The sequence below is a fragment of the Asaia lannensis NBRC 102526 genome, from assembly GCF_024054035.1.
Lineage (GTDB): Bacteria > Pseudomonadota > Alphaproteobacteria > Acetobacterales > Acetobacteraceae > Asaia > Asaia lannensis.
Genome location: NZ_JAMXQU010000002.1, coordinates 99,536 through 124,890 on the forward strand (window position 1 = coordinate 99,536; position 25,355 = coordinate 124,890).

General features: G+C 60.3%; 20 protein-coding genes. 6 read left to right on the forward strand and 14 right to left on the reverse strand.

Going from position 1 to position 25,355, the window contains the following annotated elements:
- Positions 1-9 precede the first annotated feature (9 nt).
- Positions 10-753: a trypsin-like serine peptidase gene (locus NF685_RS03020; protein ID WP_252848547.1), complete on the reverse strand. Its 744-nt coding sequence runs from the start codon at positions 751-753 to the stop codon at positions 10-12.
- Positions 750-1,202, reverse strand: coding sequence for a cytidine deaminase (locus NF685_RS03025; protein WP_252848548.1), 453 nt, complete (start codon positions 1,200-1,202; stop codon positions 750-752). The genes NF685_RS03020 and NF685_RS03025 overlap by 4 nt, the downstream gene beginning before the upstream one ends.
- A 90-nt stretch (positions 1,203-1,292) precedes the next feature.
- On the opposite strand from NF685_RS03025, the gene lysA reads away from it, so the two are divergent.
- The 3 genes from lysA to NF685_RS03040 all read left to right on the forward strand — a co-directional run bounded on the left by lysA (position 1,293) and on the right by NF685_RS03040 (position 8,638).
- Entirely contained in the window at positions 1,293-2,594 is a 1,302-nt protein-coding gene (gene lysA, locus NF685_RS03030) for a diaminopimelate decarboxylase (protein WP_252848549.1), read from the forward strand.
- On the forward strand, positions 2,591-5,311 hold the full coding sequence (locus tag NF685_RS03035; protein WP_252848550.1) for a DUF4175 domain-containing protein: 2,721 nt from the start codon (positions 2,591-2,593) through the stop codon (positions 5,309-5,311). The genes lysA and NF685_RS03035 overlap by 4 nt, the downstream gene beginning before the upstream one ends.
- A 366-nt stretch (positions 5,312-5,677) precedes the next feature.
- A complete protein-coding gene (locus NF685_RS03040; RefSeq protein ID WP_252848551.1) occupies positions 5,678-8,638 on the forward strand; it encodes a TonB-dependent receptor plug domain-containing protein in 2,961 nt (986 codons plus the stop codon).
- Positions 8,639-8,765: 127 nt separating this feature from the next.
- Here the strand turns inward: NF685_RS03040 and uraH are convergent, their stop codons facing one another.
- The 8 genes from uraH to NF685_RS03080 are packed head-to-tail and all read right to left on the reverse strand — an operon-like array spanning position 8,766 to position 15,751.
- Entirely contained in the window at positions 8,766-9,098 is a 333-nt protein-coding gene (gene uraH / locus NF685_RS03045) for a hydroxyisourate hydrolase (RefSeq protein ID WP_252848552.1), read from the reverse strand.
- On the reverse strand, positions 9,095-9,589 hold the full coding sequence (uraD, locus tag NF685_RS03050) for a 2-oxo-4-hydroxy-4-carboxy-5-ureidoimidazoline decarboxylase (protein ID WP_252848553.1): 495 nt from the start codon (positions 9,587-9,589) through the stop codon (positions 9,095-9,097). The genes uraH and uraD overlap by 4 nt, the downstream gene beginning before the upstream one ends.
- Entirely contained in the window at positions 9,586-10,482 is an 897-nt protein-coding gene (gene puuE, locus NF685_RS03055; RefSeq protein WP_222547748.1) for an allantoinase PuuE, read from the reverse strand. The genes uraD and puuE overlap by 4 nt, the downstream gene beginning before the upstream one ends.
- Before the next feature lie 21 nt (positions 10,483-10,503).
- A complete protein-coding gene (locus tag NF685_RS03060) occupies positions 10,504-12,081 on the reverse strand; it encodes a gamma-glutamyltransferase family protein (protein ID WP_252848554.1) in 1,578 nt (525 codons plus the stop codon).
- Entirely contained in the window at positions 12,081-13,406 is a 1,326-nt protein-coding gene (locus NF685_RS03065) for an AtzE family amidohydrolase (RefSeq protein WP_252848555.1), read from the reverse strand. Before NF685_RS03065 ends, NF685_RS03060 begins: the two co-directional genes overlap by 1 nt.
- The gene (locus NF685_RS03070; RefSeq protein ID WP_222547751.1) at positions 13,403-13,576 is read right to left on the reverse strand and encodes a DUF4089 domain-containing protein; all 174 of its coding nucleotides are present in this window, start codon (positions 13,574-13,576) and stop codon (positions 13,403-13,405) included. Before NF685_RS03070 ends, NF685_RS03065 begins: the two co-directional genes overlap by 4 nt.
- Positions 13,573-15,015 carry an NAD(P)-binding domain-containing protein gene (locus NF685_RS03075; protein WP_252848556.1) on the reverse strand — a complete coding sequence of 481 codons (1,443 nt, stop codon included), beginning with the start codon at positions 15,013-15,015 and terminating at the stop codon, positions 13,573-13,575. The genes NF685_RS03070 and NF685_RS03075 overlap by 4 nt, the downstream gene beginning before the upstream one ends.
- A 1-nt stretch (position 15,016) precedes the next feature.
- Positions 15,017-15,751 (reverse strand): HAD family acid phosphatase, encoded by a 735-nt coding sequence (locus NF685_RS03080; RefSeq protein WP_252848557.1) that lies wholly within the window; start codon positions 15,749-15,751, stop codon positions 15,017-15,019.
- 203 nt (positions 15,752-15,954) lie between these two features.
- Here NF685_RS03080 and NF685_RS03085 point away from each other — a divergent pair, with 203 nt between their 5' ends.
- Both NF685_RS03085 and NF685_RS03090 read left to right on the forward strand, forming a co-directional pair.
- Positions 15,955-16,557 carry a TetR/AcrR family transcriptional regulator gene (locus NF685_RS03085; RefSeq protein ID WP_222547753.1) on the forward strand — a complete coding sequence of 201 codons (603 nt, stop codon included), beginning with the start codon at positions 15,955-15,957 and terminating at the stop codon, positions 16,555-16,557.
- 216 nt (positions 16,558-16,773) lie between these two features.
- Positions 16,774-18,051: a M20 family metallo-hydrolase gene (locus NF685_RS03090; protein ID WP_252848558.1), complete on the forward strand. Its 1,278-nt coding sequence runs from the start codon at positions 16,774-16,776 to the stop codon at positions 18,049-18,051.
- Between the two features lie 31 nt (positions 18,052-18,082).
- Here NF685_RS03090 and NF685_RS03095 read toward each other — a convergent pair whose 3' ends face one another.
- Complete coding sequence (locus tag NF685_RS03095) at positions 18,083-19,246, reverse strand: MFS transporter (protein ID WP_252848559.1); 1,164 nt, start codon at positions 19,244-19,246, stop codon at positions 18,083-18,085.
- A 109-nt stretch (positions 19,247-19,355) separates the two neighbouring features.
- Between NF685_RS03095 and NF685_RS03100 the strand changes: the two genes are divergently transcribed.
- Positions 19,356-20,675, forward strand: a complete 1,320-nt coding sequence (locus NF685_RS03100) for an aspartate aminotransferase family protein (protein ID WP_222547756.1) — start codon at positions 19,356-19,358, stop codon at positions 20,673-20,675.
- 105 nt (positions 20,676-20,780) lie between these two features.
- Here the strand turns inward: NF685_RS03100 and NF685_RS03105 are convergent, their stop codons facing one another.
- The 3 genes from NF685_RS03105 to NF685_RS03115 are packed head-to-tail and all read right to left on the reverse strand — an operon-like array spanning position 20,781 to position 25,337.
- Entirely contained in the window at positions 20,781-21,539 is a 759-nt protein-coding gene (locus NF685_RS03105; RefSeq protein ID WP_252848560.1) for a CDP-diacylglycerol diphosphatase, read from the reverse strand.
- The gene (locus tag NF685_RS03110) at positions 21,533-23,083 is read right to left on the reverse strand and encodes a Ppx/GppA phosphatase family protein (RefSeq protein ID WP_222547758.1); all 1,551 of its coding nucleotides are present in this window, start codon (positions 23,081-23,083) and stop codon (positions 21,533-21,535) included. The genes NF685_RS03105 and NF685_RS03110 overlap by 7 nt, the downstream gene beginning before the upstream one ends.
- A complete protein-coding gene (locus NF685_RS03115; protein WP_252848562.1) occupies positions 23,040-25,337 on the reverse strand; it encodes an RNA degradosome polyphosphate kinase in 2,298 nt (765 codons plus the stop codon). Before NF685_RS03115 ends, NF685_RS03110 begins: the two co-directional genes overlap by 44 nt.
- Between the last annotated feature and the right edge of the window lie 18 nt (positions 25,338-25,355).

A 25,355-nucleotide genomic window follows, 5' to 3' on the forward strand; every position in this document is an offset into this window, starting at 1 on the left:
ATATTAATGTTACTCCGGGCTAACAGATTCGTTATCTGAATCCGCGTGTGCGAGACCGACAGCGGTCCCGCCCTGCCCATCGCGTGCCGTGACGTCGATTCCCGCAATCCCCCAATGGTCGCCCTCGCATACGAGAAGCGGCGCACCGCTAACGCCCCGGGTTGCTGCACAATCATGATCGATCAGCTGCCCACGCACCGCGGTCACGTGGCAAGCCATATCGCCCATTGCCAGCTCCTTGCGGTCCTGTTGATAGCCACCGAGCATCGCGGGCATTCCGGGCATCGCCCTGATGACCGGAAGAAGCTCATTCTTTCCGATCACGGGATGATCCAGAACGATCGTTGCATGATCAGCCTGACTGGTCCTGAGCGGGTGAAACGGATCGTAGGCCGGAGCGATCACCACATGCACGGCACGCGCAGTCGCACGCCAGGCCCCCGTATCGTAACCGAGCATGAAATGGATCGAGGAGGGCTGAACGAAATTCGCGGCCTCGTCTCGCCACAGGCAATGCGCTGCGGTCATGATGACCGATGGCGCAACCAGAAAACCAGTGCAGCGCGCACCCAGTTCGGTCTGTACCCGCCCAAGAATGCGCCAGGGTTGCTGCGCCACATCGATAACATGGCGCGTCCCCTGCCCTATCCCCGGCAGAACCGGCGGAACTGCAAAAGCATTCTGCGTGCCACAGACAGCCATCAGGCCGAGCACGCCTGCAAGCACCCGATCGCGCACGAAACCAGATTTCATGCTGCGCTCTCCGCATTTTCCCCGGTCGGGCTATCCCCGGTCATGTCTCCCGTAACCGGCGTGAGATGATCGGGCCCGAATGACCACGGCAACAGCGCCTCCAATGTTGTCTCAAGCAGGATCGCACCCTCGCCATTCACAATCCTGACGGGCAGATCGGGTGCACCGAACTCACGCAATCTCTGCCGGCATCCGCCGCAGGGCGTACAGGGAGCATCGCCTGAACCGACGATCACGATCTCGTCGATATGACGACCGCCCCCCAGAACCATCGCAGCAATCGCACCCGCTTCTGCGCAACTGCCTTGCGGATAGGCCGCGTTTTCGACATTGCAGCCGGAATAGATCACGCCGTCGCACCGAAGCGCAGCCCCGACCAGAAAGCGCGAATAGGGTGCATAGGCCTTAAGCCGCGCCGACAAAGCCGCGTCGATCAGCGTCTTGCTCATAAATATCCCTCTCCCTTGCCCAATCCTGTCTTGGAAGCGACAGATTGCCCTTGTAGTCTGTCACGTATGACACGCCACGATCCTGATATCATGAACCTTCTTGCATCCCGCCCATCCCTTCACATGGATGGTCAGGACGGTCTGCTTTTCGAGGGCGTTCCCCTGCAGACCATTGCAAGCGCAGTCGGCACGCCCTGCTGGGTTACCGGCGCGGGCACGCTCAGGCGCCGCACGCGCAATCTGCGCAAGGCCTTTACCGAGCGTGGTATCGATATCGCCCTGCATTATGCGCTCAAGGCGAACGATCACCTCTCCACCCTGACCGTGCTGCATCAGGAAGGATGCGGGGCCGATGTCGTCAGTGGCGGCGAACTGCGCAAAGCCTGCGCGGCAGGCATCGACCCCGCCCACATCGTGTTCTCTGGCGTCGGCAAGACCGATGCCGAGCTGATGCTGGCGCTTCAGGAACAGATCGGGCAGATCAATGTCGAAAGCGCCGAGGAGCTGCGACGTCTGTCACGCCTGGCACGGGCTTCCGGCCTGACCGCACGCGTGGCGCTGCGCGTCAATCCGCATATCGACGCCGAAACCCATGACAAGATCAGTACAGGCCGGCTTGGCGACAAGTTCGGCATCGACTGGTCGGATGCACCTGCACTCTATCGCGAGGCCAGCACGCTGCCGGGGATAGAGATCATGGGACTGGCAACCCATATCGGCAGCCAGATTCTCTCGCCTGCACCGTTCAAGGCTGCCTATGCGCGTATCGCCGATCTTGTATCCGGACTGCGCAATGAGGGCCTGACGGTATCGGTCGTCGATTGCGGCGGAGGGCTCGGCGTGCGCTATCGTGACGAACTGGCTCCACCGCCCGCAGCACTTGCGGGCGCCATCGCCGAGACACTCGGTGCGCTCGACCTCAGGCTCGCCATAGAACCCGGACGCTGGATTGCAGCACCGGCCGGGGTTCTCCTGACTTCGGTGATCGACCTCAAGGCCCAGCGCGAAGGCATATCCGATTTCGTCATCGTCGATGCGGCGATGAACGATCTGGCACGCCCAAGCCTTTACGGGGCATGGCATGGGCTGATCCCGCTTGCGCCCGATCTTGCCTATGCCGAAACAGCCCCGCAAACCGTTGTCGGACCAGTATGCGAATCGAGCGACATTCTCGCAAAGGATCGCCTTCTGCCCGCGTTACGCGCCGGCGATCAGATCGCCGTACTCGATACGGGCGCTTATGGCGCAGTCATGAGCTCGACCTATAACAGTCGCCCCCTTGCCGCACAGGTCATGATCGAGAACGGTCAGTGGCAGGTTGTGCGTAACAGGCAGCGCGTTGAGTCGCTCTGGAGCGAAGACAGCATCCCGGAGTGGCTGGATAGCGAATGAGCATCGCGCCGCCCGCCCCAGCGAAAGCCTCTCTGCCCACTCTGGAGATGCGGGTCAGTCGGGCCCGTCACAGGGCCCGACGCGTGCTGTGGCTGGAATCCGCATGGTCCGCCGTGCAAGGTCCGCTGGCGCTCGTTGGCGGATATGCACTTGCAGGGCTGGCACGTCTGCCACAATCCCTGCCCGATACGCTTCATGCTTTTCTGCTCGCCGGAGTGGCAGGGGGTGCCATCGCACTGACCGCACGCAATCTTTCACGCGTGCATCCCCCGAGGATGTCGACAATCGATCGCCTGATCGAGCGTCGGTCCGGTCTGCGCCACCAACCTCTGGCCGTGCTGGACGACCTTCCGGCCAATGGTGACGAAACGGCCCTGTGGCGCGTCCATATGGACCGATTGCGTGACAGTATCGGCACGTTGCACACAGGTCTGCCGAGGCTTTCATGGAGCAGAAAACGCAAGCTCGGCTGGTCGGGATTCGGTCTGTGCCTTCTTGCGGCTGTCATCATGGCAGGCCCCGCAGCACCGTCACGCCTCGAAGCGGCATTTTTACCCGGTGTCGACGATGCGGACGTGCCACTGCCGCAGATAGAAGCCTGGGTCGATCTGCCATCCTACGCTCCGGGTGCGCCGGTTTTTCTGAATTCCCATACTGCGCCGCCCCGTATTCCGCAGGATGCCACACTGACCCTTCATGTCAGCAATGCGCGCTCTGCACCTCATCTGCTGGGCGTGGATACCAGCGAAGTGACCGTCAGACAGCTTGACCCCGGCAGCTGGAGTTTTGTCACGCATCTCGCCCATAGCGGCACGATCGCAATACGCTCGCGCGGCCGTACAGTCGGTGAATGGACTTTCGACGTCGAGCCCGATCTGGCGCCGGAAATCGCGTGGTCGTCGCCACCCCATGTGGAGAAAGACAGTACCGAGATCGCCTTGCCATGGCGCGTCGCGCAGGCGCATGGCGTGACCAGTCTGGATGCCCAGATCACCCTCAAAGCGCGTCCCGATCTTCCGCCTCTCGCCCTGACCATTCCACTCAAAGGCGCCCCCAAAAAGGCGGAGGGTGTTTACGATAGCGATCTCACCGACTCACTCTGGGCAGGCGAAGAGGTTCTGATACGCCTGCATGCCACTAGTCGCAGTGGGCGCAGTGCCACCAGCAAGCCAGAAACAGTCAGACTGCCCAGCCGCGTCTTCCACGATCCGACGGCGCGGGCGCTGGTCAGCCTGCGTCATCGCTTCGGCCTGCAACAGGAAACCCCTGAACAGACCGCCGAAGACCTTGCAGCACTGGCGCAAACCCTGCCCGACACTGAAAAAGGCAGCATGCTCGCCCTGCTCTATGCAGCGGCACAGCTCAACGACCCCGATGCCGAGGGCGCACGCGATAATGCGCTCGGACTATGCTGGGCGGTTGCACTCTATCTTGAAGACCTGAGCAGCAGTGACCGGGAAACAGCCCTCGCCAATCTGGAAATCAGGGCCGCCCAGAAATCGGTCCAGAACCAGATCGCCCATATGCGCGCGCTTGGCGATGCCGGACAGAGCGAGGCTGAACAGCAGGAACTTGCCACGCGTATCAAGACACTTCGCGAAGCTCTCGACCGTCGCATGCAGGCCCTGATGCAGCGAAGCATGCAGCTCGGCACCGTTATTCCCGATATCGGTGAGGCACCTGGAGACGGAAACGATCCGGTTTCGCGCCTCATGAGACGGCTTCAATCCGATGCCGCAGGCGGTAAAGGCGACGATGCGCTCAAGCGCCTTGAGGATCTGTCCAAAATGACGGAGCGCATGCGCACCGCAACTCCGCAGGATCTCGCGCAGATTGCCCAGCAAATGCAGGCTCGTGCGCGTGCACAGGCGCAAAAAGCAACGCTACACGACCTCGTGCGACGCGAGACGACATTGCTCGATCATGTGCAGTCGCGCCTTAATCCCGGCCAGCGGAAAAAAAGAGAAGCGCAACTCAACCAGAATACCCCGGGGCAGGATGTCAGCACCATGTCGACCGCAGAACTCCTGCGGCGTCTTGGCATGAACCCGCCACCCGACATGGATGAAACACCTTCGGGCGAAGCAACCGGCAACAGTGCCTCCAGCGGCACGGCCGCTCTCTCGCCCGAGGAAGCGATCGCACAGCATGAGCAGCGACGCGACGATCACGCGGTTCAGCGTGCCCTACAGTCGGTGGCGCGCCTGCTGAACGACGATATCAAATCCCTGACCGGCAAGACGATGGACGGGCTCGTCAAGGCCGACAGGGACATGAAAGCGGCTCGGCAGGCTCTGGCCAGTGCACAGGACGAACCGACCGAGATTGCCATACGCAAGGTGCTGAAGGACCTCGCCGAGACGGGCCAGCAGATGAGCGAAGCGCAGAAGGGCAAGGCACATGGGGGCGGCCCTCTCGCCCTGTTGCCAACCATGGGAACTGGCGGCCATGAGCAGGGTGGAGCGCATAAGCGTGGCACCAGCCAGTCCGAGGGCGATGAGTCCGACGGTCAGTCAGGCGACAAGAGCGATCGCGATCCACTCGGTCGCAAAATGGGCAAAGGTCACAGCGGCGCTGACACTGACGGGACCGTGCCCGATGCAGATAGCCGCGAAAAAGCCCGCAAAATTGAGCGTGAGCTAAGACGACGCGATGCCGACCGCACGCGCCCCCAGAGCGAGCTGGACTATCTGGACCGGCTGCTGAAATCCTACTGATATCCCGGGCGACAGGCCGACACGTCGATAAGCCGGTCCTGCAACCCGGCCCCGAACGAGACGCCATGCCTGCCCTTGATAGGCAGCAGAAACAATCCGGTGACGAATCGTCTGAGGCGGTTCTGAACAGGCTGGGTGACAACCCATTCAAGCAGGCACGAGACAGATGACGATCATTACCTTAGTGAGCGAGAACCGCCGTTAATATATCGTCACCAATTCCCTGACCGGAAGCGAAACGATGCAAATATGCAACATGAATTGCGTTGCCACTGCAATGAAGCGTCACAAAACGATAACGCCCTTGCAATGAAATGACAGAAACCGCAGCCTCGTGAAACAAAGAGATTCCGAGGGTTAACTTTCATGAAAAACGTTATTTTTCATAGGCGAGGACGATGGCTGCTGGGCGCGGCAATCTTTCTCTCCCCTACTGTCACCGGTCTTGCTGCGCATGCACAGACTGCGGCTGCGACCACCCATCACCGCAAGCCGGTCAAGCACAGCAAGACAACCGGTCACCCGGCAAACGGCCCTCAGCTCAGTGCCCAGACCGCACCTGCCGCGACGATGGTCCCGACCCGTTCGCAAAACGCCCTGCGTAACGTTGCCCCCGCGAACACCGTTTCCTTCGCACAGGGTGGCAAGTCTGAAGAACTGATCGTTGTCGGTTCGGCCCTGAGCACGGCTCATAACACGAGTGCCAATCCGGTACAGATCGTTACAGCCAAGCAGATCCAGCAGACGGGCGCGACGAACCTTAACGACTTCCTGTCGCGTCTGCCCTCCATCGGCTCAAGCGGCACGACGAACAACAACACCAATGGTTACGGCGGCGCTGCCTGCGTCGATTTGCGCAACCTTGGCCAGAACCGCGTTCTCGTCCTGATCGACGGCAAGCGCACGACACCAAATGGCAATAACGACTGTATCGATCTCAACACCATCCCGGTACAGATGGTCCAGTCAGTCGAAATCCTGAAGGATGGTGGCTCGGAACTCTACGGTGCCGATGCTGTCTCGGGCGTGCTCAATATCAAGCTGCGTCACGACATCAATACGGGCAGCGTGACCATCCGCGGCGGCATCACCGGTCATGGCGATAACCGCACTGGCATGATTTCCGCCATGAAGGGCTGGAACTTCGATCATGGCAAGGGCAACCTGACGCTCGGCGGCAGCTACATGACCCAGGGTGGCATCCAGCAGCGTAACCGCTCTTGGTCCGCGACCTCGCTTGGCGCTTCAGGCACCTACCCCAACCAGTCGGGCCTGCAAGTCGGATCAATCATCACGCCGGGCGGTACGTATTTCGGCCTCGATAGCGGCAATGCCTATGTCGGCAATCTCGATAACGGCTCGCTAAGCCCCTACAGCAAAAGCAAACGATACAATTACGCCCAGAACCAGTGGCTGATGAATGCCCTGCAGGATTCTACTCTCTCAGGTGATCTGCATTACGAGGTCAACAAGCATTTCGACCTGTACTCTAACGTGCTCTATGCCCATCGCTCGTCCAAAGCCGGACTCGCGCCTGAGCCCGCAACCGGTAGCGTTCCCCCCTCGCCACTGCCGAACTCGATCATCCTCGGCGCCGATTATCCGGGCAATCCAACGGGCGAAGATCTCCAGCTCTATCGCCGTCTGAACGAATTCGGCCCTCGTATCAGCAACAATACGAGTGACACCGTCACGGGCATGTTCGGCGTGCGCGGCGATATCGTGCATGACTGGAAATACGATCTTTCCTACACCTATGGCGTGAGCCAGGATACCGATGAGCTTCAGGGCGTTGGCAGCTACTCCAATCTGTTGCAGGAATGGGGCCTTGAAAATGCGGTCGATCCGAATGACCCGAATGGCGCGCTGATCTATAACCCGAACAGCTGTGCAGGCTCACCGGGCTGCGTGCAGTCCAACGCCTTCACGCGCCTCTCTCCAGATGCGGCAAAATACGCCAACTACACCACCTATCAGCACACCATGTACCAGCTGCGCGACCTGAACCTGCGTATCCATAACAACCATATTGTTCACATGCCCTGGAAGGGCGGCGGCGATTTCGGCGTAGCGCTCGGCATGGAACATCGCGGTGAGCAGCTCTCCAACAACCCCGATCCGCTGGTACAGAGCGGTTATTCGCTGACCAACACGGTGCAGTCGACCTCGGGCGGCTTCAACGTGACAGAAGGCTATATCCAGGGTCATGCGCAGCTTCTGAAAGATGTTGCTTTCGCCAAGGATCTGTCGATCGACGGTCAGGGTCGTTATTCGTCCTACAACACGTTTGGTGGCGCCAAGAACTGGAAGGTCGGTATCGACTGGGCACCAATACGCGATATCCGCTTCCGCGGTACGCTAGGTACATCCTTCCGCCAGCCGAACGTCTATGAGCTTTATGGCGGTGTCGGCCTTGGCTATCCTGCCGCATCCGATCCCTGTGCCGGTGCCACGAGTCCTACGCTTGTTGCGAACTGCATAAAGGGTGGCGTTGCGAACCCCCAGAATTTCGTCTCTGCAAACTCAGGACAGGTTCCAACGCTGTCCGGTGGCAACAAAGCTCTTCATCCAGAGACAGGACGCACCTATACCTTCGGCACGATCCTTACCCCGCGATGGGTACCGGGTCTTTCAGCCTCGGTTGAATACTGGCATTACACGATTGGCGGCCTGATCGGCTCGCTGCCCACGCAATACATCCTGAACCAGTGCTATGAGAACAGTGTCCAGTCCTACTGCAGCGATATCACCCGCCTGCCGAATGGCCAGATCAACACGGTTTCAGCGCTTGACCAGAACCTTGGCGACCTGATCACCAGCGGTATCGATTTCGATCTGAACTACCGCTTCCGTGTCACCCGTCATGATTCGTTCATCGTCGACAACAACTTCCAGCAGCTGGTCAAGTACAAGCAGCAGCAGCAGCCCGGCGGTGCATATCTGAACCAGACAGGTGCCCTGTTCTATCAGAACGGCTCCAGCAACCCGCGTGTGCGTGATTACGCAACGCTCACATGGCAGCACGATGCTTTCCGCGTGTCCTACATGTTCCAGTATATCGGCGGCATGAGCTGGAATGACGGTGGCGCATTCCTCAGCGAAGAAAATCCTGCAGCCAATGCACGCATCAAGACACCTGCGATGGTCCAGCAGGATATCTCGATCGGCTACACCTGGAAGCGCTGGAACTTCGAAGGCGGCGTGCAGAACATTGCCGGCAAGAACCCACCTTTCGTGCTCAACGCAGCCTCGAATTCGGCTGACAGCACCTATGGCGGCTTCTACATGGGTCGTTACATCTTCCTGCAGGCCGGTCTCAATTTCTGATCGACGCTGCTGACCGGGGCACTGTTTCTGCCCCGCGTTACGGATAAAAAAGGGAGGAGGGTTTTGAACCCTCCTCCCTTTTTGATTCTGCCCGAAACAGGGCCGTGACAAATACTGGCAGCGTCTCTCAGCTGCCCCGATAGGTCGAATAACCGAACGGAGAGACCAGAAGCGGAACGTGATAGTGCCCGTTATCCGTCATGCCGAAATCGATCTGCACAACGTCGAGGAACGGCGGATCGGGCAGGTTCTGGCCGTGCGCGAGGAAGTAGGTGGCAACATCGAAACGCAACACATAGGCTCCAGCAGAGACATCGATATCCTGCAGACCGGCACAGCGTCCGTCGGAATCGGTCACGCCTGAATACAGAACCCGGTCGTCGTGAAGCAGGGTAACGCCCATGCCCACCGCGGGCTTACCGGCGGCGGTATCAAGCACATGTGTGGAGAGGCTGGTCATGATCCTGTCTTGTCCTTCAGTCTGAGAAGCGCGATCTGGTCGATCTGGTCGAGCGCCTCCATCAGTTCATCCCGGGGAGACTGCTTAAGGCGACGCTCGATTTCCTGACGTATAATGTCCTTTGTTGCCCGTCGGACGCAAATGACGAAGGGCATGTCAAAGCGCGCCTGATAGGCATCATTGAGGGCGCGAAACGCCTTGAATTCGTCTTCACTCAACCGGTCGAGACCGGCCCCTTCCTGCTCGGCGGCTGAAAGCGCACCGAGATCGGGGTCGACGCCGAATTTGCGCGCCAGCTCCGGATGCGCCTGGACCAGCGCAAGCTGCGGCTCGCGGCCCGCCTCGCGTACGATGCGCGAAGTAACACGGATCATGGCCTCGGGATTATCGAAAGGTGCCTCTTTCCATGCGGCCTCGACGATCCACGGCGTATGCTCGTAAATATCGCCATACAGAGCGACAAATTCAGCGGGTGTTTTCGCGCCGATCATGCGGGATGAACCTCCAGCCAGTGACGTGCAATATCCAGACGCGTTGCAACCCATGCTTTCTCGTGTGCCTGTACATGGGCAATAAAGCGTTTTACCGCCAGCGCACGGGCGGGGCGGCCAGCCAGACGGCAATGCAGCCCGACTGACATCATGCGTCCCCCTTCCTGATAGAGCATATCGAACGTGTCGCGCAGGTAGCGAAAGAACTGCTCCCCTTCGGTAAAGCCGTTCAATGCGACGAGCTTCATATCGTTCACATCGAGCGTGTAGGGCACGATCAGCTGCTTTCTGCCGTAACGCGTATCGTAATAGGGCAGATCATCCGCATAGGAATCCGCATCGTAAACGAAGCAACCTTCCTCGGCGACCAGACGGGCTGTGTTGGGGCTTGTGCGCCCCTGATACCATCCCAGCGGGGCATCTCCCGTCACGGCGCGGTGCAACCGGATTGCCTCGCGTATGTGCTCCCGCTCGACGGCTTCGGGAATGTCCTGATAATCGATCCAGCGCAACCCGTGAGAAGCGATCTCCCATCCGGCGTCTTTCATGGCGTCAACCACTGCCGGATTACGCGCCAGTGCCATCGCCACACCGAACACGGTCAGGGGAAGGCCTGCCTCGGTGAAAATGCGGTGCAGGCGCCAGAAACCGGCGCGCGCGCCATATTCGTACAGACTTTCCATCTGTATGCACCGGCTGCCGGCAATCGAGCGCGTGCCAACCATTTCCGACAGGAAAGCTTCCGAACCGGCATCGCCATGAAGCACGCTGTTTTCTGCGCCCTCTTCGTAATTGAGGACGAACTGCACAGCGATCCGTGCGCCCTCAGGCCATTGCGGATCGGGGGGATTGGCGCCGTATCCCGTCAGGTCGCGCGGATAATCCTGTGTCATGACTGTCTTGCCTCTCACCTGTCAGAGCGCCGCGACACCGCCATCGCTTCTCGGGTCGGTCGCCCCCTCCATCGTGCCATCGTCATAGCGCCGAATGGCACCTGCATGACCCATCGCCGTCGCAAAAGGCGTCAGGCTCTCGACGTCGTGACCGAGCGCGCGCAGACCTTCGACAATCGCCGGGTCGAAGCGTGTCTCCATCTTGAGCGTGGTCGTCGTCTCGCCCCATGTACGCCCGAGCAGCCAGCGCGGCGCAGTGATCGCCTCCTGAAGGCCGAGCCCGGCAAAAACGTGTCGAGCCACGATCGCCGCCTGCGTCTGCGGCTGCCCCTCACCGCCCATCGTGCCATAAGCCAGGAGACTGCCATCGTTCAGGGCCGCCATGGCCGGGTTGAGCGTATGGAAGGGCTTGCGTCCCGGCACGAGGCTTCTCAATCGCCCGGGCACCAGATCGAAACTCGCACCGCGGTTCTGCCAGACGATTCCTGTCTCGGGTAGAACGACCCCCGATCCGAACTCGAAATACAGGCTCTGGATCATACTGACCGCCCAGCCTTGGGAGTCCATGACGCCGAACCAGGTCGTATCGCCCTGCTGAGCCGGATGCGGCCAGGGTGCTGCGCTGCCTGGGTCGATCCCCTCTGCAATCACATCGAGTGCCGCGCTGTCAGACAGGAGTATCTGCGGCGATTCCACCATGATGGACGGATCGGCTATGACATGGTCGCGCCAGCGGAAGGCAATTTTCGTGGCTTCAACCCAGCGATGAATGTCATCCACCGTATCGGCACCGGTCACACCAAGACGCTCGGCCAGAGCAAGGATGAGAAGCGACGCAGCTCCCTGTGTGGGCGGGACCATGTTGTAGAACCGACCGTGATGGAGGTCGGTCCAGAGCGGGGCAGCAACTTTTGCCCTGTGATGGTTGAGATCGTCCAGACTGACGGGCGAGCCGGATGCGGCCAGCTCCGATGCAATCAGATCGGCAAGTTTGCCATGATAGAAATCGCCCAGCCCTGCCGAAGCCAGCCGCCTGAGCGTCCGCCCCAGCGCCGGATTGCGATGGATATCGCCAGCAATCGGCATATCGCCATGCGGCAGAAAGAGCGCACTGAAATTCGGGATATAGCTCAGAACGTTGAGATGGGCGGCCATGAGACCCGCCATGCTCTCGGTTACCACCATGCCCTGTTCCGCGTGATCGATCGCATCGGCAAGGAGGGCGGCGAGCGGCATCGTCCCTCCGGCATAGGCCAGAGCACGCGCCCAGCCAGCCACCGTTCCGGCTACGGTATTGGCGGCAAGTCCACCGCGCCACGGCACGGCATCGAGACCCGCATAAAGCGCAGGTGTGGCGTTATGGGCCAGTCTGCCGCAGGCATCGATGGCAATCGTCTCGCCGTCGGGGCGGCGGATAAGCCAGAAACCATCGCCCCCAAGGCCCGTCATGTGAGGGTAGACAGCCGACAGCGTCGCCGCGACAGCGACGGCCGCCTCTACAGCGTTGCCCCCGGCCTTGAGAATGTCCCTCCCCGCCTGCGCGGCAAGATGATGCGGGGCCGTGACCATTCCCTTGCGGGAGCGAGCGCTGAAAAGCATCAGTCCTCCAGTAGACGCGCACGGGCCAGACCGGTGCGTTCGAGCATTTCACCATAGGCGATCAGGCGATCTTCCCGCCCGGGAGGTGCCACGAGCTGCAGGCCGAGCGGCAATCCCTCCACCGCCAGAGGAACGGTGAGCACAGGGAAACCTGCAAGCGTAAGAGGCTGGGTGTAAAGCCCGAGATTTGCCCTGGCCGGAACGCTTCGCCCGCCAATTTCGAGCATGGGGCTATCGATGCGCGGTGCCTCGCCGATCACGGCGGGTGCTACGAGGATATCTGTCTGCGTGAAGGCCTCGTGCAGACGGTCGCGGAACCAGCGGCGGAGCTTGTGCGCGCGAAACACGTTCGGTGCGGGAACAAGCGCCCCGGCAAGCAACCGGTCACGCACGGCGGGGTCGTAAAGTTCCGGCTGGCTGCGCAAACGGTCGAGATGCAGCGCGCCCCCTTCAGAGGCACTGATCACAAAAGCCGCCGCTCGCGCCTCTTCAACACCGGGCACGACAATCTCATCGTATATGGAAAGCGTCTTGCAAAAACCGCTGAGGGCCGCAGCCATTTCGGCAGAGAGGTCTTTTGCAAACCAGCCGCCCAACAGACTCAGGCGCAACGTATCCGGATCGACGGCGTCGAGCGGTGCGCCGCCCAGAACCTCGATAACGGTACGCATATCGGCGGCGCTGGCGGTAAAAGGACCGACCGTGTCGAGACTCGCGACGAATGGGTACGACCCCTCGACCGGAAGAAGGCCCTGTGTCGTCCTCAAACCCCAGATACCGCAGAGCGATGCCGGCACACGGATCGACCCGTTCGTATCCGAGCCCAGAGAGAGAGGAAAATACCCTGCCGCGACACCTGCCGCCGATCCGCCCGACGACCCTCCCGCAAGGCGTGCGGTGTCATGGGGGTTACGTGTCTGGCCGTAATGGACGTTGTCGGTTGCAAACCCGTAGGCGAACTCATCCATATTGGTGGTCGCAAGCGGGATCGCCCCTGCGCTCACCAGACGACTGACGAGAACGGCATCGCAATCGGCTGGCGCATTACCGGCCAGAACACGCGAACCTGCTGTCGTGACAAGCCCTTCGACATCGAAGAGATCCTTGATACCGAAAGGGACACCGGCAAGCGGACCCGGATCGATCCCCTCGGCGACCAGCGCATCCACACGCCGCGCCTGATCGAGCGCGCGTTCGGCCAGGAGTCGCGTGATGGCATTGGTTGCGCCATCACGCTGCGTCACGCGATCGAGACAGGTCTCGACAATCCGGACAGCAGAGCGCTCTCCGGATCTGACCGCGCTGGCGATCCCGTTCGCATTCATGGACGATACTCGTAGGCCGGTTCCATTCGCTCAGGCAGAGCGAACGACAGAACGAGCTTTTCGTACCCTCCGATCAGGTCGAGATTGGAGAGCACCGCGGAACGATATTCCTCCGGAATGACAAGATCGAGAGCAGCCGCGCGGGCTGCCAGACTGTCCTCTTTCGTCATGCCTGCTCCTCACCTTCACGTCCCAGGCTGACAAGCTCCTCAGCATCATAGGAGAGAAGGCTTTCGAGATGTTTCTCACCATCCTGCACGAACAGATCGCAGGCGATCGAGCGTGCCAGACGATCCACACCGTAGCGCATGCCACTGATGGACGCACCTGAAAGCCCCATGCTCGGCGTCGCAGCGAAGGTGAAATTGTAAATCGCACCCAGCATGGCCGCATCCGGATGATCCGCATCGCGCGGCAGGAACTGGCTCTGCGGTCCCAGATAGGGATAGGAATCCAGTACGGCGCTTTCCTCTCCTTCGGGGGCGTCGAACCGATCGCGCCACAGGGCGATATTCTCGGCGAAGGCTGCTGTTTCCGGACGCTTGGTAAAGTCGATGACAAACCCGGTTCCGATAATCAGGTAATCGAACACCATATCGCCATGTGGCGTGGCTACCTTCACCTGCTCGCCGTCGCTACGCGCATCGAGCCAGGGCGTATCGCCATGGAAACTGAACCCGTCATGACGGCTGCAACGCCAGAACGTATCCTGCGGCGGCGGCTGGTTGAGGTCGAAAATACGACGCATGAAACGCCAGCGCGTCAGATCCGGCAACGACGGAAAATGCGCGAGGAATCCGGCATTTTCCATCCAGCGGTACGGATTGATTCTGGGCAGGGTCTTGCGCCGTATACAGACAGCCACCGAGGCCGCGCCCGCCTCGAGTGCCGTGGCGGCATTATCGAAAGCCGAGGCTCCCCCACCGAGCACGCCCACGCGCTTGCCGCGCAGGGCTTCAAAATCGATTTCCTGATGCGTGTGGGCATAAAGATGTGCGGGCACCGATTCACGGATGAATTCGGGCACATGCCACGCACCGCTTCCCTCGATCCCTGTCGCAAGCACGATGCGGCGCGCCCATACACTCGACAGGGCCCCGTCCTGCGCCTTGAACTGAAGATGCAGGAGTCCATCCTGCCAGACGATATCGACCAGCTCGCGGTCATGCTCCACGGGCAGAGCCAGTGTCTCTTCATACCAGTCCAGATAGTCCTGCCAGTCACGACGGTCGATCTTGTCGAGGTCGCGCCATGCATCGTGACCGTAGCGCGCCTCGAACCAGGACCGCGGCGTAAGCGAGGGAATGCCGAGATCGGGGCCTGTCACATGTTTGGGTGTGCGCAGGGTGATCATGCGCGCAAAGGTAACCCAGGGGCCGGCCTGACCTTTCTTCGCACGTTCGAACACACGCACGTTGTGCACACCGATACGACGCAGCGCGAAGGATGTCGCCAGGCCGCCCTGACCGCCGCCGATCACCGCAACATCGAGCACCGGTGCACCGTGGTGGGTCGTAACCGAGGAAACCCACGGACCTGAGGCATAGGCGATCTTTTCAAGATCTTCGTGAACCTGTCTGGTGAGGGCTTCGAGCGCTTTGTTCTTCATGTCAGGGTACCCGATAGAAAGGGTTGGGAAGGAGGAAGCCACGCTCGGCATGACCTCCTGCAAGGTCCGAGGGCTGATCGCCTATCGTTGCGATGATCCGATAGCCGTCCCCCTCGATTTTCTGGCGTGCCAGAGATTTGTAATCGGATGCCGAGGGCGTATGGCTTCCCTCAGGGCGCAGGACCAGCCCCGCCCAGTTGCGATATCCCGCAGTTTCGAGATTTCGAACCGTATCCGCCCGCTCGTCTTCAGAGCGGCCCGTGACGAAAAAAACAGCAACGCCATGCTGCTGTGCCATACGATAAAGCGCAAGCGTCGAGGGAAAAGCCTCAGCCTTCGCGCTCAGTTCCCACGCCATCACACCGCAAGGCCCCTTGGGCAGGGCGTCGCAGCGTCCATCATGAAAATACGCAAAATGATTGGCCTCGATTTCAGGCCAGTTCGACAGTGCGGTCTCGTCGATATCGAGTATCAGGGCGGGCTTTTTCACATGGCTGGACCGCAGGCGGACCCATTCCGAGGCCTCCTGTATCACCGCGTCGAAATCGCGATCATAGGAACCGTTATCGTGATAAGCGGTCGCCGCAATCATCGCATCGCCCACATTGGCGGGGGCGGCCTGCGCAAGCACCGGCATCCCGCCACAAGCAAGAAACACGATACCCACGACAAGACGGGCGGCCCGGCCAGGTGTCGGACGTGACCTATGTCCTGATCGTGGGTGCTCACAAGTCATACCTGCCTCGTCCTGTATTGATATCTCGTTCCCTAAATGAAACAGATAGTTCATCGCGCGTCCATCCCTTTCCGTGACAGATTTTGCGAACAGCGCCGTTGAAATCAGTCCATTAGACCCACGAATAGCATTGCAACTACTTGCATATACCCGCCCGCACCATTAGTTCTGGTCGTATACAAAGACCCTGTCAGGAGCGGAATTTGGGTGCCCCACGCGATATAGCCGTCGTAGCCATTCTGGAGGCGGCACAGAAAATCTTTTCCGAGCACGGTTTCAGTGGTGCGAGCATTGCTGCCGTCGCGCGTGAAGCGGGAATACCCAAGGCCAATATCCATTATTACTTCTCGACCAAGGAGGTCCTGTATCAGGAAGTGCTGCATCGCACGGTGCAGGAATGGCTCAAGGACTGCGAAACCTGGCTTCGTCCCGATCTGAGGGCGAGCGATGCGCTTCGTGGCTACATCCGGGCAAAACTCGCCTTCTCGCGCACGCACTCCCATGCCTCGCGTCTTTTTGCACACGAGATCATCGGCGGCGCCAAACATCTGCAGAACTACCTCGCCACAACCCTGCGTGACGCTGTCATGCCCTTTACCCGGACATTCGTGATCTGGATGGAGCGTGGCGAGATACCCGAGGTCGACCCGACCCACTTCCTGTTCTGCCTGTGGGCGATGACGCAATGGTACGCGGATATGCAGCCTCAGGTGACCGCTCTTCTGGGCAGAAATCCGCTCGATGAGAGCGATTTCGAGACGGCGGCACAAACGATCCTGGCGCTGGTTCTCTCCCGCAAATCCTGATGGTCGCCCGCCAGACATCGTTATTGCGTGCGACCCACGACTGATGCCCGCCTGCCCCCGTTCCTGAACGGGGCGTAACACGTCGCGTCTTTTCCCTCGCCTGTCCCCATTGCCAAGACAAGCCCACGCGCCCATCGTCCGGCGCGGGGGAGCGGTACGGCCGACTTTGAACGCTGCGTGATACCGCTCCTGTCCTGGTAAAAGAGGAGTACGGGAATGATCGATCAGCCGGGTTCTGTTATGGGAAATGGCACGATCGATGCCGATGCCCTTTGGCACGACATCATGGAAACGGCGCAGATCGGCGCAACACCCAAAGGCGGTATCTGCCGCCTCGCCCTGTCTGAAGAGGACAGGCAGGTGCGCGACTGGTTCACCCGCACATGCTCGGCTCTGGGGGCCACGGTCACCCATGATTCGATGGGAAACCAGTTTGCGCGCGTGGAGGGCGAAGATCCTTCTCTTCCCCCTATCGCAATCGGCAGCCATCTCGATACGCAGCCCACAGGCGGCAAATTCGACGGGATTGTCGGTGTGCTTTCCGGTATCGCCATTTTGCGCACACTTCACGAGACAGGGCGGCGCACACGTCATCCGATCGAAATCGTGAACTGGACCAATGAGGAAGGGGCGCGTTTCGCCCCGGCGATGCTGAGCTCAGGCGTTTTCGCCAGAATCTTCACCCCGGAATTTACCATGGGTCGGACCGATCCCGATGGCATGCGTTTCGACAAGGCGCTCGAGGCCATAGGCGCCGCGGGAGAAGAGCGTTGCGGTGCACATCCCCTGGCAGCCTATCTCGAGCTCCATATCGAGCAGGGGCCGGTTCTTGAAGCCGAGCACTGCACGATCGGTATCGTCACGGGTGTCCAGGGTATGCGCTGGTACGAGGTGACCGTGACGGGGCGCGACTCCCATGCCGGGACCACACCCATGTCCATGCGCGCCGATGCGTTGCAGGCCGCTGCACGTCTCATGGCTTCGGTGCAGGATATCGCTCTCAACCGACCGCCGCACGCTGTCGGCACGGTGGGTATGGTGTCGGTCAGACCTAACAGCCGCAACACCATTCCCGGGGAGGTATGTTTCAGCGTCGATTTTCGCGACCCGAATGACGAGGTCGTCTCTGCCATGGAAAACAGCTTCCGCGATCGTGCCGGCGCATTAGCGCGCGCCCATGACGTCAATATCGGCATACGCGAAATCTGGGATTCTCCGGCCGTCCATTTCGACCAGCGTCTGATCGATGCAGTGTCACACGCGGCACGCAGCGCACATCTGCCTGCACGCGAAATCACCTCAGGTGCAGGTCATGATGCCGCTTATCTGGCGCGTATTGTCCCCACCACCATGATTTTCGTCCCCTGTGCGGGCGGGATCAGTCATAACGAAAGCGAATCGGCAACGCGTGACGATATCGCTGCCGGAGCGACCGTTCTGCTTCACACCCTGCTTCAGGCAGATCGTCAGCTCGCCCCGGCATCGCGGGACTGACTCTCCGCCCCGCAAGCGGGAAACGAGGAAACTACTGCGCGTCCTGATCCCGTACCGGCGCGCGGTAGAAATAGACAATCAGCCCGGCGATCAGCGCAAGGAACGCACCACTCATCGAAACCGCGCCATAGCCCAGCCCCTGGGACAGCACGACACCGCCAAGCCACGCTCCGAGTGCGTTGCCGAGATTGAACGCGCCGATATTGACCGAAGAAGCCAGAGCTGGCGCACCACGCGCTGCCTGCATCGTGCGCATTTGCAGGGCAGGCATGATCGCAAACGACGCCGCACTCCACACCAGTATCCCGATAATCGCGCCAAAGGATGAGACAGCGATGAAAGGATAGACAAGCATGATGCCGCCAAGCACAGGCAGCATGAGCAGAAGAGCGAAACGCGTCGAACGGTCGGCCAGTCGCCCACCGAGCGCCGCACCGATGCTGAAGCCAACACCGATCGTCATGAGAGCCAGCGTAACGAGGCCGTCGCCCGCATGGGTAATGCTGTGCAGGAACGGGGCAATATAGGTGTAGAGCATGAACATGATGCCAGCCCCGAGCGTGGTGACGGCGAGCGCAAGCAACACCTCTGTGCCCATGAGAACACGCAGCTCGCCCATGATATCGGGTCGCACGGAACGCCCTCTTGGTGGCAGGGCCAGGCTGAGTGCCAGCACTGCCACGGCACCCAGAAGCGCCGTAACGAGAAAGGCGCTACGCCAGCCCATCGTATCGCCAAGCCAGGTCGCCGCCGGGACACCGAAAATATTGGCAATCGTCAGCCCCATGAACATTGACGCCACCGCAGAGGCACGGCGCTCCGGCGCGACCACGCTCGAGGCCTCAACCGCGCCCAGACCGAAAAATGCTCCATGAGACAGCGACGTGACGACGCGCCATATCATGAGCATCGTGTAGCTATGACTGAGACCGGACCCGAGATTACCGACGATATAAAGCCCCATCAGCCCGATCAGCGCGGCCTTGCGCGATACCGCACCGAGCAGCAATGTCATGATGGGTGCGCCGATCATGACACCGAACGCATAGGCACTGACCAGGCTACCCGCCTTGGGCACACTGATATGCAGATCCTGGGCGATGACAGGCAAAAGCCCCATCGGGGTAAATTCTGTCGTGCCGATGGCGAAAGCGCCCACGGCCAGTGCGAGAAGCGCATTACGTGCGGATCCCATTATACCCCCTGTTGAATTAAAGCTTGCGCAAGTTCTTCTTACTTTGCAGATCCCGCCCGCCATGGCACGAGTTTATCCTTGTATTTCCACAAGGAGCCCGAGCGAGACCATGACGACGCCCTTTGCCGATAGCAATCACGATGCCCTCTGGCTTCCGTTCACCGCCAATCGCCAGTTCCGCGACGCACCGCGCATGCTGGTTTCGGCCAAGGGCATGTATTACCGCGACGATAAAGGGCGCGAGATCCTCGATGGCTGCGCCGGCCTGTGGTGCGTCAATGCAGGTCACGGTCAGCCGCGTATCGTCGAAGCCGTCCAGAAAACGGTCGCGACACTCGATTTCGCCCCGGCCTTTCAGATGGCCCATCCGCTGGCATTCGAGGCTGCCGATCGCGTAGCGCGTCTGGCCCCCAACCCGCTCAATCACGTCTTTTTCTGCAATTCCGGCTCGGAAGCGGGTGACACCGCTCTGAAAATCGCCATCGCCTATCATCGCCTGCGTGGCGAGGGCACACGCACACGCCTGATCGGTCGCGAACGCGCCTATCACGGGGTTGGATTCGGCGGCATTTCCGTTGGCGGCATCTCAGGCAACCGCAAGCTTTACGGATCGCTGCTGACCGGTGTGGATCATCTGCCTCACACACTCGATCTGCGTCGTAACGCCTTCTCGCGTGGTCTGCCGGAACACGGCGCGGAGCTTGCAGACGATCTGGAGCGCATCGTGGCGCTCCACGATGCGTCGAATATCGCCGCCGTCATTGTCGAGCCCATGGCGGGATCGACCGGCGTTCTTCCTGCTCCAAAAGGCTATCTCAAACGCCTGCGCGAAATCTGCACGAAACATGGAATCGTGCTGATCTTCGACGAGGTCATTACCGGATTCGGCCGTCTCGGCGCGTCTTTCGCTGCCGAAAAATACGGTGTCGTGCCCGACATCATGACCGTGGCGAAAGGCATCACCAACGGTACCATTCCCATGGGTGCCAATATCGTCTCGGACGAGATTTTCGAGGCCTTCATGCAGGGGCCGCGCGAAGCCATCGATCTGCCTCATGGCTACACCTATACGGCGCATCCCGTTGCCTGTGCCGCTGCCATTGCAACGCTCGACACCTATGCGCACGACCATCTTTTCGAACGCGCCGCCGCTCTATCGCCCTATTTCGAAGAAGCGGCCCATTCCCTGCGCGGCGCCCCGCATGTGGTCGATATCCGCAATGAGGGCCTGGTAGCCGGAATCGAGCTTGCCCCGCGCGTCGCCAAGACCACACGGGCCTATGAGGTGTTCGAGCGGGCTTTCCACGAAGGGGTTCTGCTGCGCTACACAGGCGATATCATCGCTGTTTCACCGCCGCTCATCATCGAAAAGAACGAGATCGATCGTATTTTCGAGACGATCGGCCGCATTCTCAAATCGGTCGACTGAAAAAAGACCCGGCTCAGCCCTGTTTGCGCCGGGTCTTTCCAGGCATTCCAGATCCGTCGGGAAGCGTGGATACGTGCCTTCGCGATCCGACCCGTAACGTGCGGATCAGTGTGCGTTCGGGGTGTGGGCTTCCTGAGACAGAAGACCATGGCAGGCATGATCCTGTATTTCCTCACCGGAAGCGCGATCGTCGTCATGCGCCACGTCGTCAAGCAGGGCATAGCCCCTGCCCAGCGGCGCCAGAACAAGGGTGTGATCGCCCATCTCGCGCTCGGGTTGCGCCAGCGAGGCGGCCAGAATTCGAAATGGCGAACCATTCAGCGTGGCCAGATACAGGGCCCGGTACGCATGACCGTTGATCGGCTCAGGCAGATAAGACCATGACGGCCCGATACGATCGGCATAACGGTCGAGCAGCGCTCTGACCGAAGGGTCGATACAGTCGAGATGGATATGAAGCTGGTTCTGCGACCGCCCTTTCGAGGAGTTGATCGCCAGAGACAGCATGGTCTCTGGAATCTCCTGCCCGTAATCGGTCGCGACGCGCGTGCGATAGGTCCAGGCTTGCGCAAAATAGTTCGGCGCATCCTCACGCAAAAGCGCCACGCTCTCCATACCCGTCACCTTGTCGGTCGGGATCAGCAGATATTGCCCACGCCCCTCGATCGAGTGCAGCAGGGCAAAACCGTGGCCTTGGTCATAGACTGTGCAGGGCTTAAGCCCGGCAGCGCATTTCTGATGTACCAGCTTCCACAAAATGTCAGGATCACGATCCTTGTGGATAACAGTCGCCGCATGAGCGGGCAGAACGGCGATGCTTCCGGCCCCGAACAGAACAGCCAGAACGCGCAACGCCCTCAGCATGAACGCGTCATCGCCGGCAAATTCATGCTCTGCCCCAGACGTTCGAGACGGCGTTTGACACCGCCGCCCGCAGCGAAGCTGCTCTGCTCATTATGGTTCAGGCACAGAACGCCATCATCGATCTCGAGCGACGTGTTTTTCAGCAGGGCTGCCGTTCCGCCACAGATCGTATAGGCAAGACGCAGCGCGAAACCGAGCTGGACCGCACGATCGCAATCCTCAGGCGGCAACAACCGGCGCGACACCTCCATCAGAGGATCGGCGGGATCGGCTTCATAACGTACGGCGAGAGTCAACGCCACGAAAGCGCGGGCCTGATGATCGAACCCCACGCCATGCATGCGCATAACGCGAAGATAGGTCTGTGCGGCGCGGTATTCGGGATGATCGAATGAGCCGATATCGGACATGCGACAGGCCATATCGCGCAACGCAGTTTCTGAGGGCGTCTCGTGCTGGAAAATCGGTGCAGTCCAGCGCACAAGATCGCCCGGCAGCTCGATGCTGCGGCTCAGACGCTGGGCCGTTTCATCGGCCAGCGCACGGCAGGGGTCGAGCGAGGCCACAGCCTGACCGACCTTGCGCATATACCAGCCTTCACGCAGGCCATCGACGCTGAACACGATCTGCGAGGGCTGCACGATACGCATCAGACGGCGCAGAACGGTGGCCGAGAACGGCACGTCATCCAGACGCTTGCGCGGAAAACCTGGCACCTTCTCAAGCATCTTGCGCGGCGTGTCGATCAGCCAGGTGACCATCTCGCGCGCTTCATCGGCACCCATGGTGTAAAGATGAACGATGTTGAGCGGATAATGCGTGCGTGCAATCTGTAGACGCGCCAGCGCACGGAACGCCCCGCCCACGAGATAGAGCGGCTTGCCTTTCAATGCAGGCAGCCAGTCTACATCGTCCAGATCGGCTTCAACGATTTCACGTGCCCGTTTGAGGTCCCCGCCCGAACGGTCGGACAGGCGAATAACGCCCAGCGGCTTGGTGCAGGCCTCATGATGACGGCCGCCAGCCACACGGATCAGTTCGAGCGAACCGCCCCCGATATCGGCCACGACGCCATCGGCATCCGGCAGACCGCAGAGCACGCCGGTCGCTGCGTAATCGGCTTCTTCCTCACCGGAAAGGATGCGGATCGGCACATCGGGCATGCATTCGTGCAGGGTCTCGACAAACTCATGACCGTTGCTGGCATCGCGCACGGCGGCAGTGGCGAGCACCTCGAAAGGGTGTGCATCCATGGCGCGCGCAATGGCGTTGAACCGCGTCATCACATCGCGCGCAAGAACGAGGCCATCCTCATTGAGGCGACCGGTCTGCTCCAGACCGCGCCCCAGACGAAGCGTCGCCTTTTCGTTGAAGATCGGAATAGGGTTGCGTGTGACGCCCTCGAACACGACCAGTCGAACGGAGTTCGACCCCAGATCGACAATCGCTGCGCGGTGATGGCCTTGCGGAACGTCAGAACCCGTCACTCTACCCTCTTTCTCAATCTTCCCGGATACGCTCCGGTCGTTCGCGGCGACCCGCATCCTTGTCCTGCGGTTTCTCCCTGGCCGCCGAGCCACGCCCGGAAAGCGAGGGATTATGCATGAAATACTCATGCGCCGAGAAGGGATTAGCCCCCGGAGATACACGATGCCAATCCCCCCGGGCAGAAAGCACCCAGCTTTGCAGCGTGTCGCGCAGATCCATGGTCATGATCTGGCCCAGTATCTGGGCATGAACGGTCGGATTGAAGATGGGCACCATGGCTTCGACACGGCGATCCATGTTTCGCCCCATCCAGTCTGCCGACGAAATGAACACCTTGGCCTTGTGCGACGGCATGCGATGACCGTTGCCAAAAGCGAAGATACGCGCATGTTCGAGAAAGCGCCCGACAATCGAGCGTATCTCGATATTTTCCGACAGGCCCGGCACACCGGGGCGCAGGCAGCATATTCCGCGTATGATCCCGACCACCTTCACCCCGGCGCGCGACGCGCGATAAAGCGCATCGATCAGTGACGGATCGACCAAGGAATTCATCTTGAGCCAGATCTTTGCCGGTCGCCCTGCCTTGGCGTGGGCTATCTCGCCGTCGATCAGATCCATGAGCGTATCACGCAGGGTGATGGGGGCGAAAGCGAGCGCCTCCATATCCACCGGCGTCGCATAGCCCGTCATATAGTTGAAAAGCTTGGCGGAATCGCTGGCGAGCTGCGGGTCGCAGGTGAAAAACGACAGGTCGGTATAAATACGCGCGGTGATCGGATGGTAATTACCCGTCCCGAAATGCGCATAGGACCGCAGTCCGCCCGCTTCGCGGCGTACGATCAGGCTTAGCTTCGCATGGGTCTTGAGATGGGTGAAGCCGAATACGACCTGTACCCCTGCCGATTCGAGCGACCGGGCCAGACGTATATTGGCCTCTTCATCGAAACGCGCGCGCAACTCCACCATGGCCGTGACGGATTTACCGAGCTCCGCCGCCTCGATCAGCGCCCGCACGATCGGACTATCGCGTGAGGTACGATAAAGCGTCTGCTTGATCGCTACGACATTCGGATCGAGCGCAGCCTGTTTGAGGAACTGCACCACCACATCGAAGCTCTCGAACGGGTGGTGAACCACGATGTCCTTGGCGCGTATGGCAGCAAAGCAATCGCCGTCATAATCGCGGATGCGCTCAGGGAAGCGCGGCGTGTAGGGCTTGAACAGAAGATCGGGACGGTCCGAGACGATCATCTGCTTGAGGTCGACAACACCGATGATATCGGGCTGAACCACGACATCATCCTTGGCAACATCGAGCTCCTCGGCAAACTCACGCCCCATGCTTTCCGGAATGGAGGCATCGAGCGCGAGATGGATCCCGACGCCACGACGACGCTGCTTGAGTGCCGTTTCGTAAGACAGAACCAGATCTTCCGCCTCATCCTCGAATTCGACATCCGAGTCACGGATGATGCGCAGAACGCCGCCTTCGGCAATTTCCATACCGGGAAACAGGCGATCGATATGCAGACGGATCACGTCTTCCAGCGCCACGAAGCGGACATCCGGCCGGATATCGGGTTCTTCCTTATGAGGTGCAGGCAAACGGATGAAGCGGTCGATCTGCTGGGGCAGCAATATCAGTGCGTCCATCGAAAAACCGGGAACGGACGGATCGTGCAGCCGCAATGCAAGCGCCATGCCCAGATTGGGAATGAAGGGCATGGGATGCGACGGATCGATCGCGAGCGGCGTGAGAACCGGATAGATCTCGCTCTCGAATTTCGCAGCGATGCTCTCGCGTTCGGCCTCGGTCAGTTCTTCCCGCGTGCACAGGCGTAGTCCAGCAGACGCAAGTTCGCTGCGGAGCATGCGCCAGATGCGCTGCTGTGCTGCAAAAAGCTTGGCGGCGCTGCGTCTCACACTTGTTAGCTGACGCGCCGGGGTCAGTCCGTCAGCCGACGGAACGACAAGTCCCTCGCGCACCTGTCCAACCAGCCCGGCCACACGCACAGAATAGAATTCATCGAGATTGCTGGCGCTGATGGAAAGGAAGCGCAGGCGCTCAAGCAGCGGATGACGGCTGTTTTCAGCCTCTTCAATAACGCGCTGGTTGAAATCGAGCCATGACAGCTCCCGATTGATGAAGCGTGAGGGCGAAGTCACAATCCCCGGGTCGGGAATACGCGCCACAGCACGCGTGGAACGAGGTGATCTCGCTTTCCTGGGGGCAGTGGTTCGGGTTGCCTTGGGAGGAGCTGCCTCTGGAGCCTTTGCTGGCGACTCCTTGTCCGACGTCGACGTCACGCGATGCATTTCCTGTTT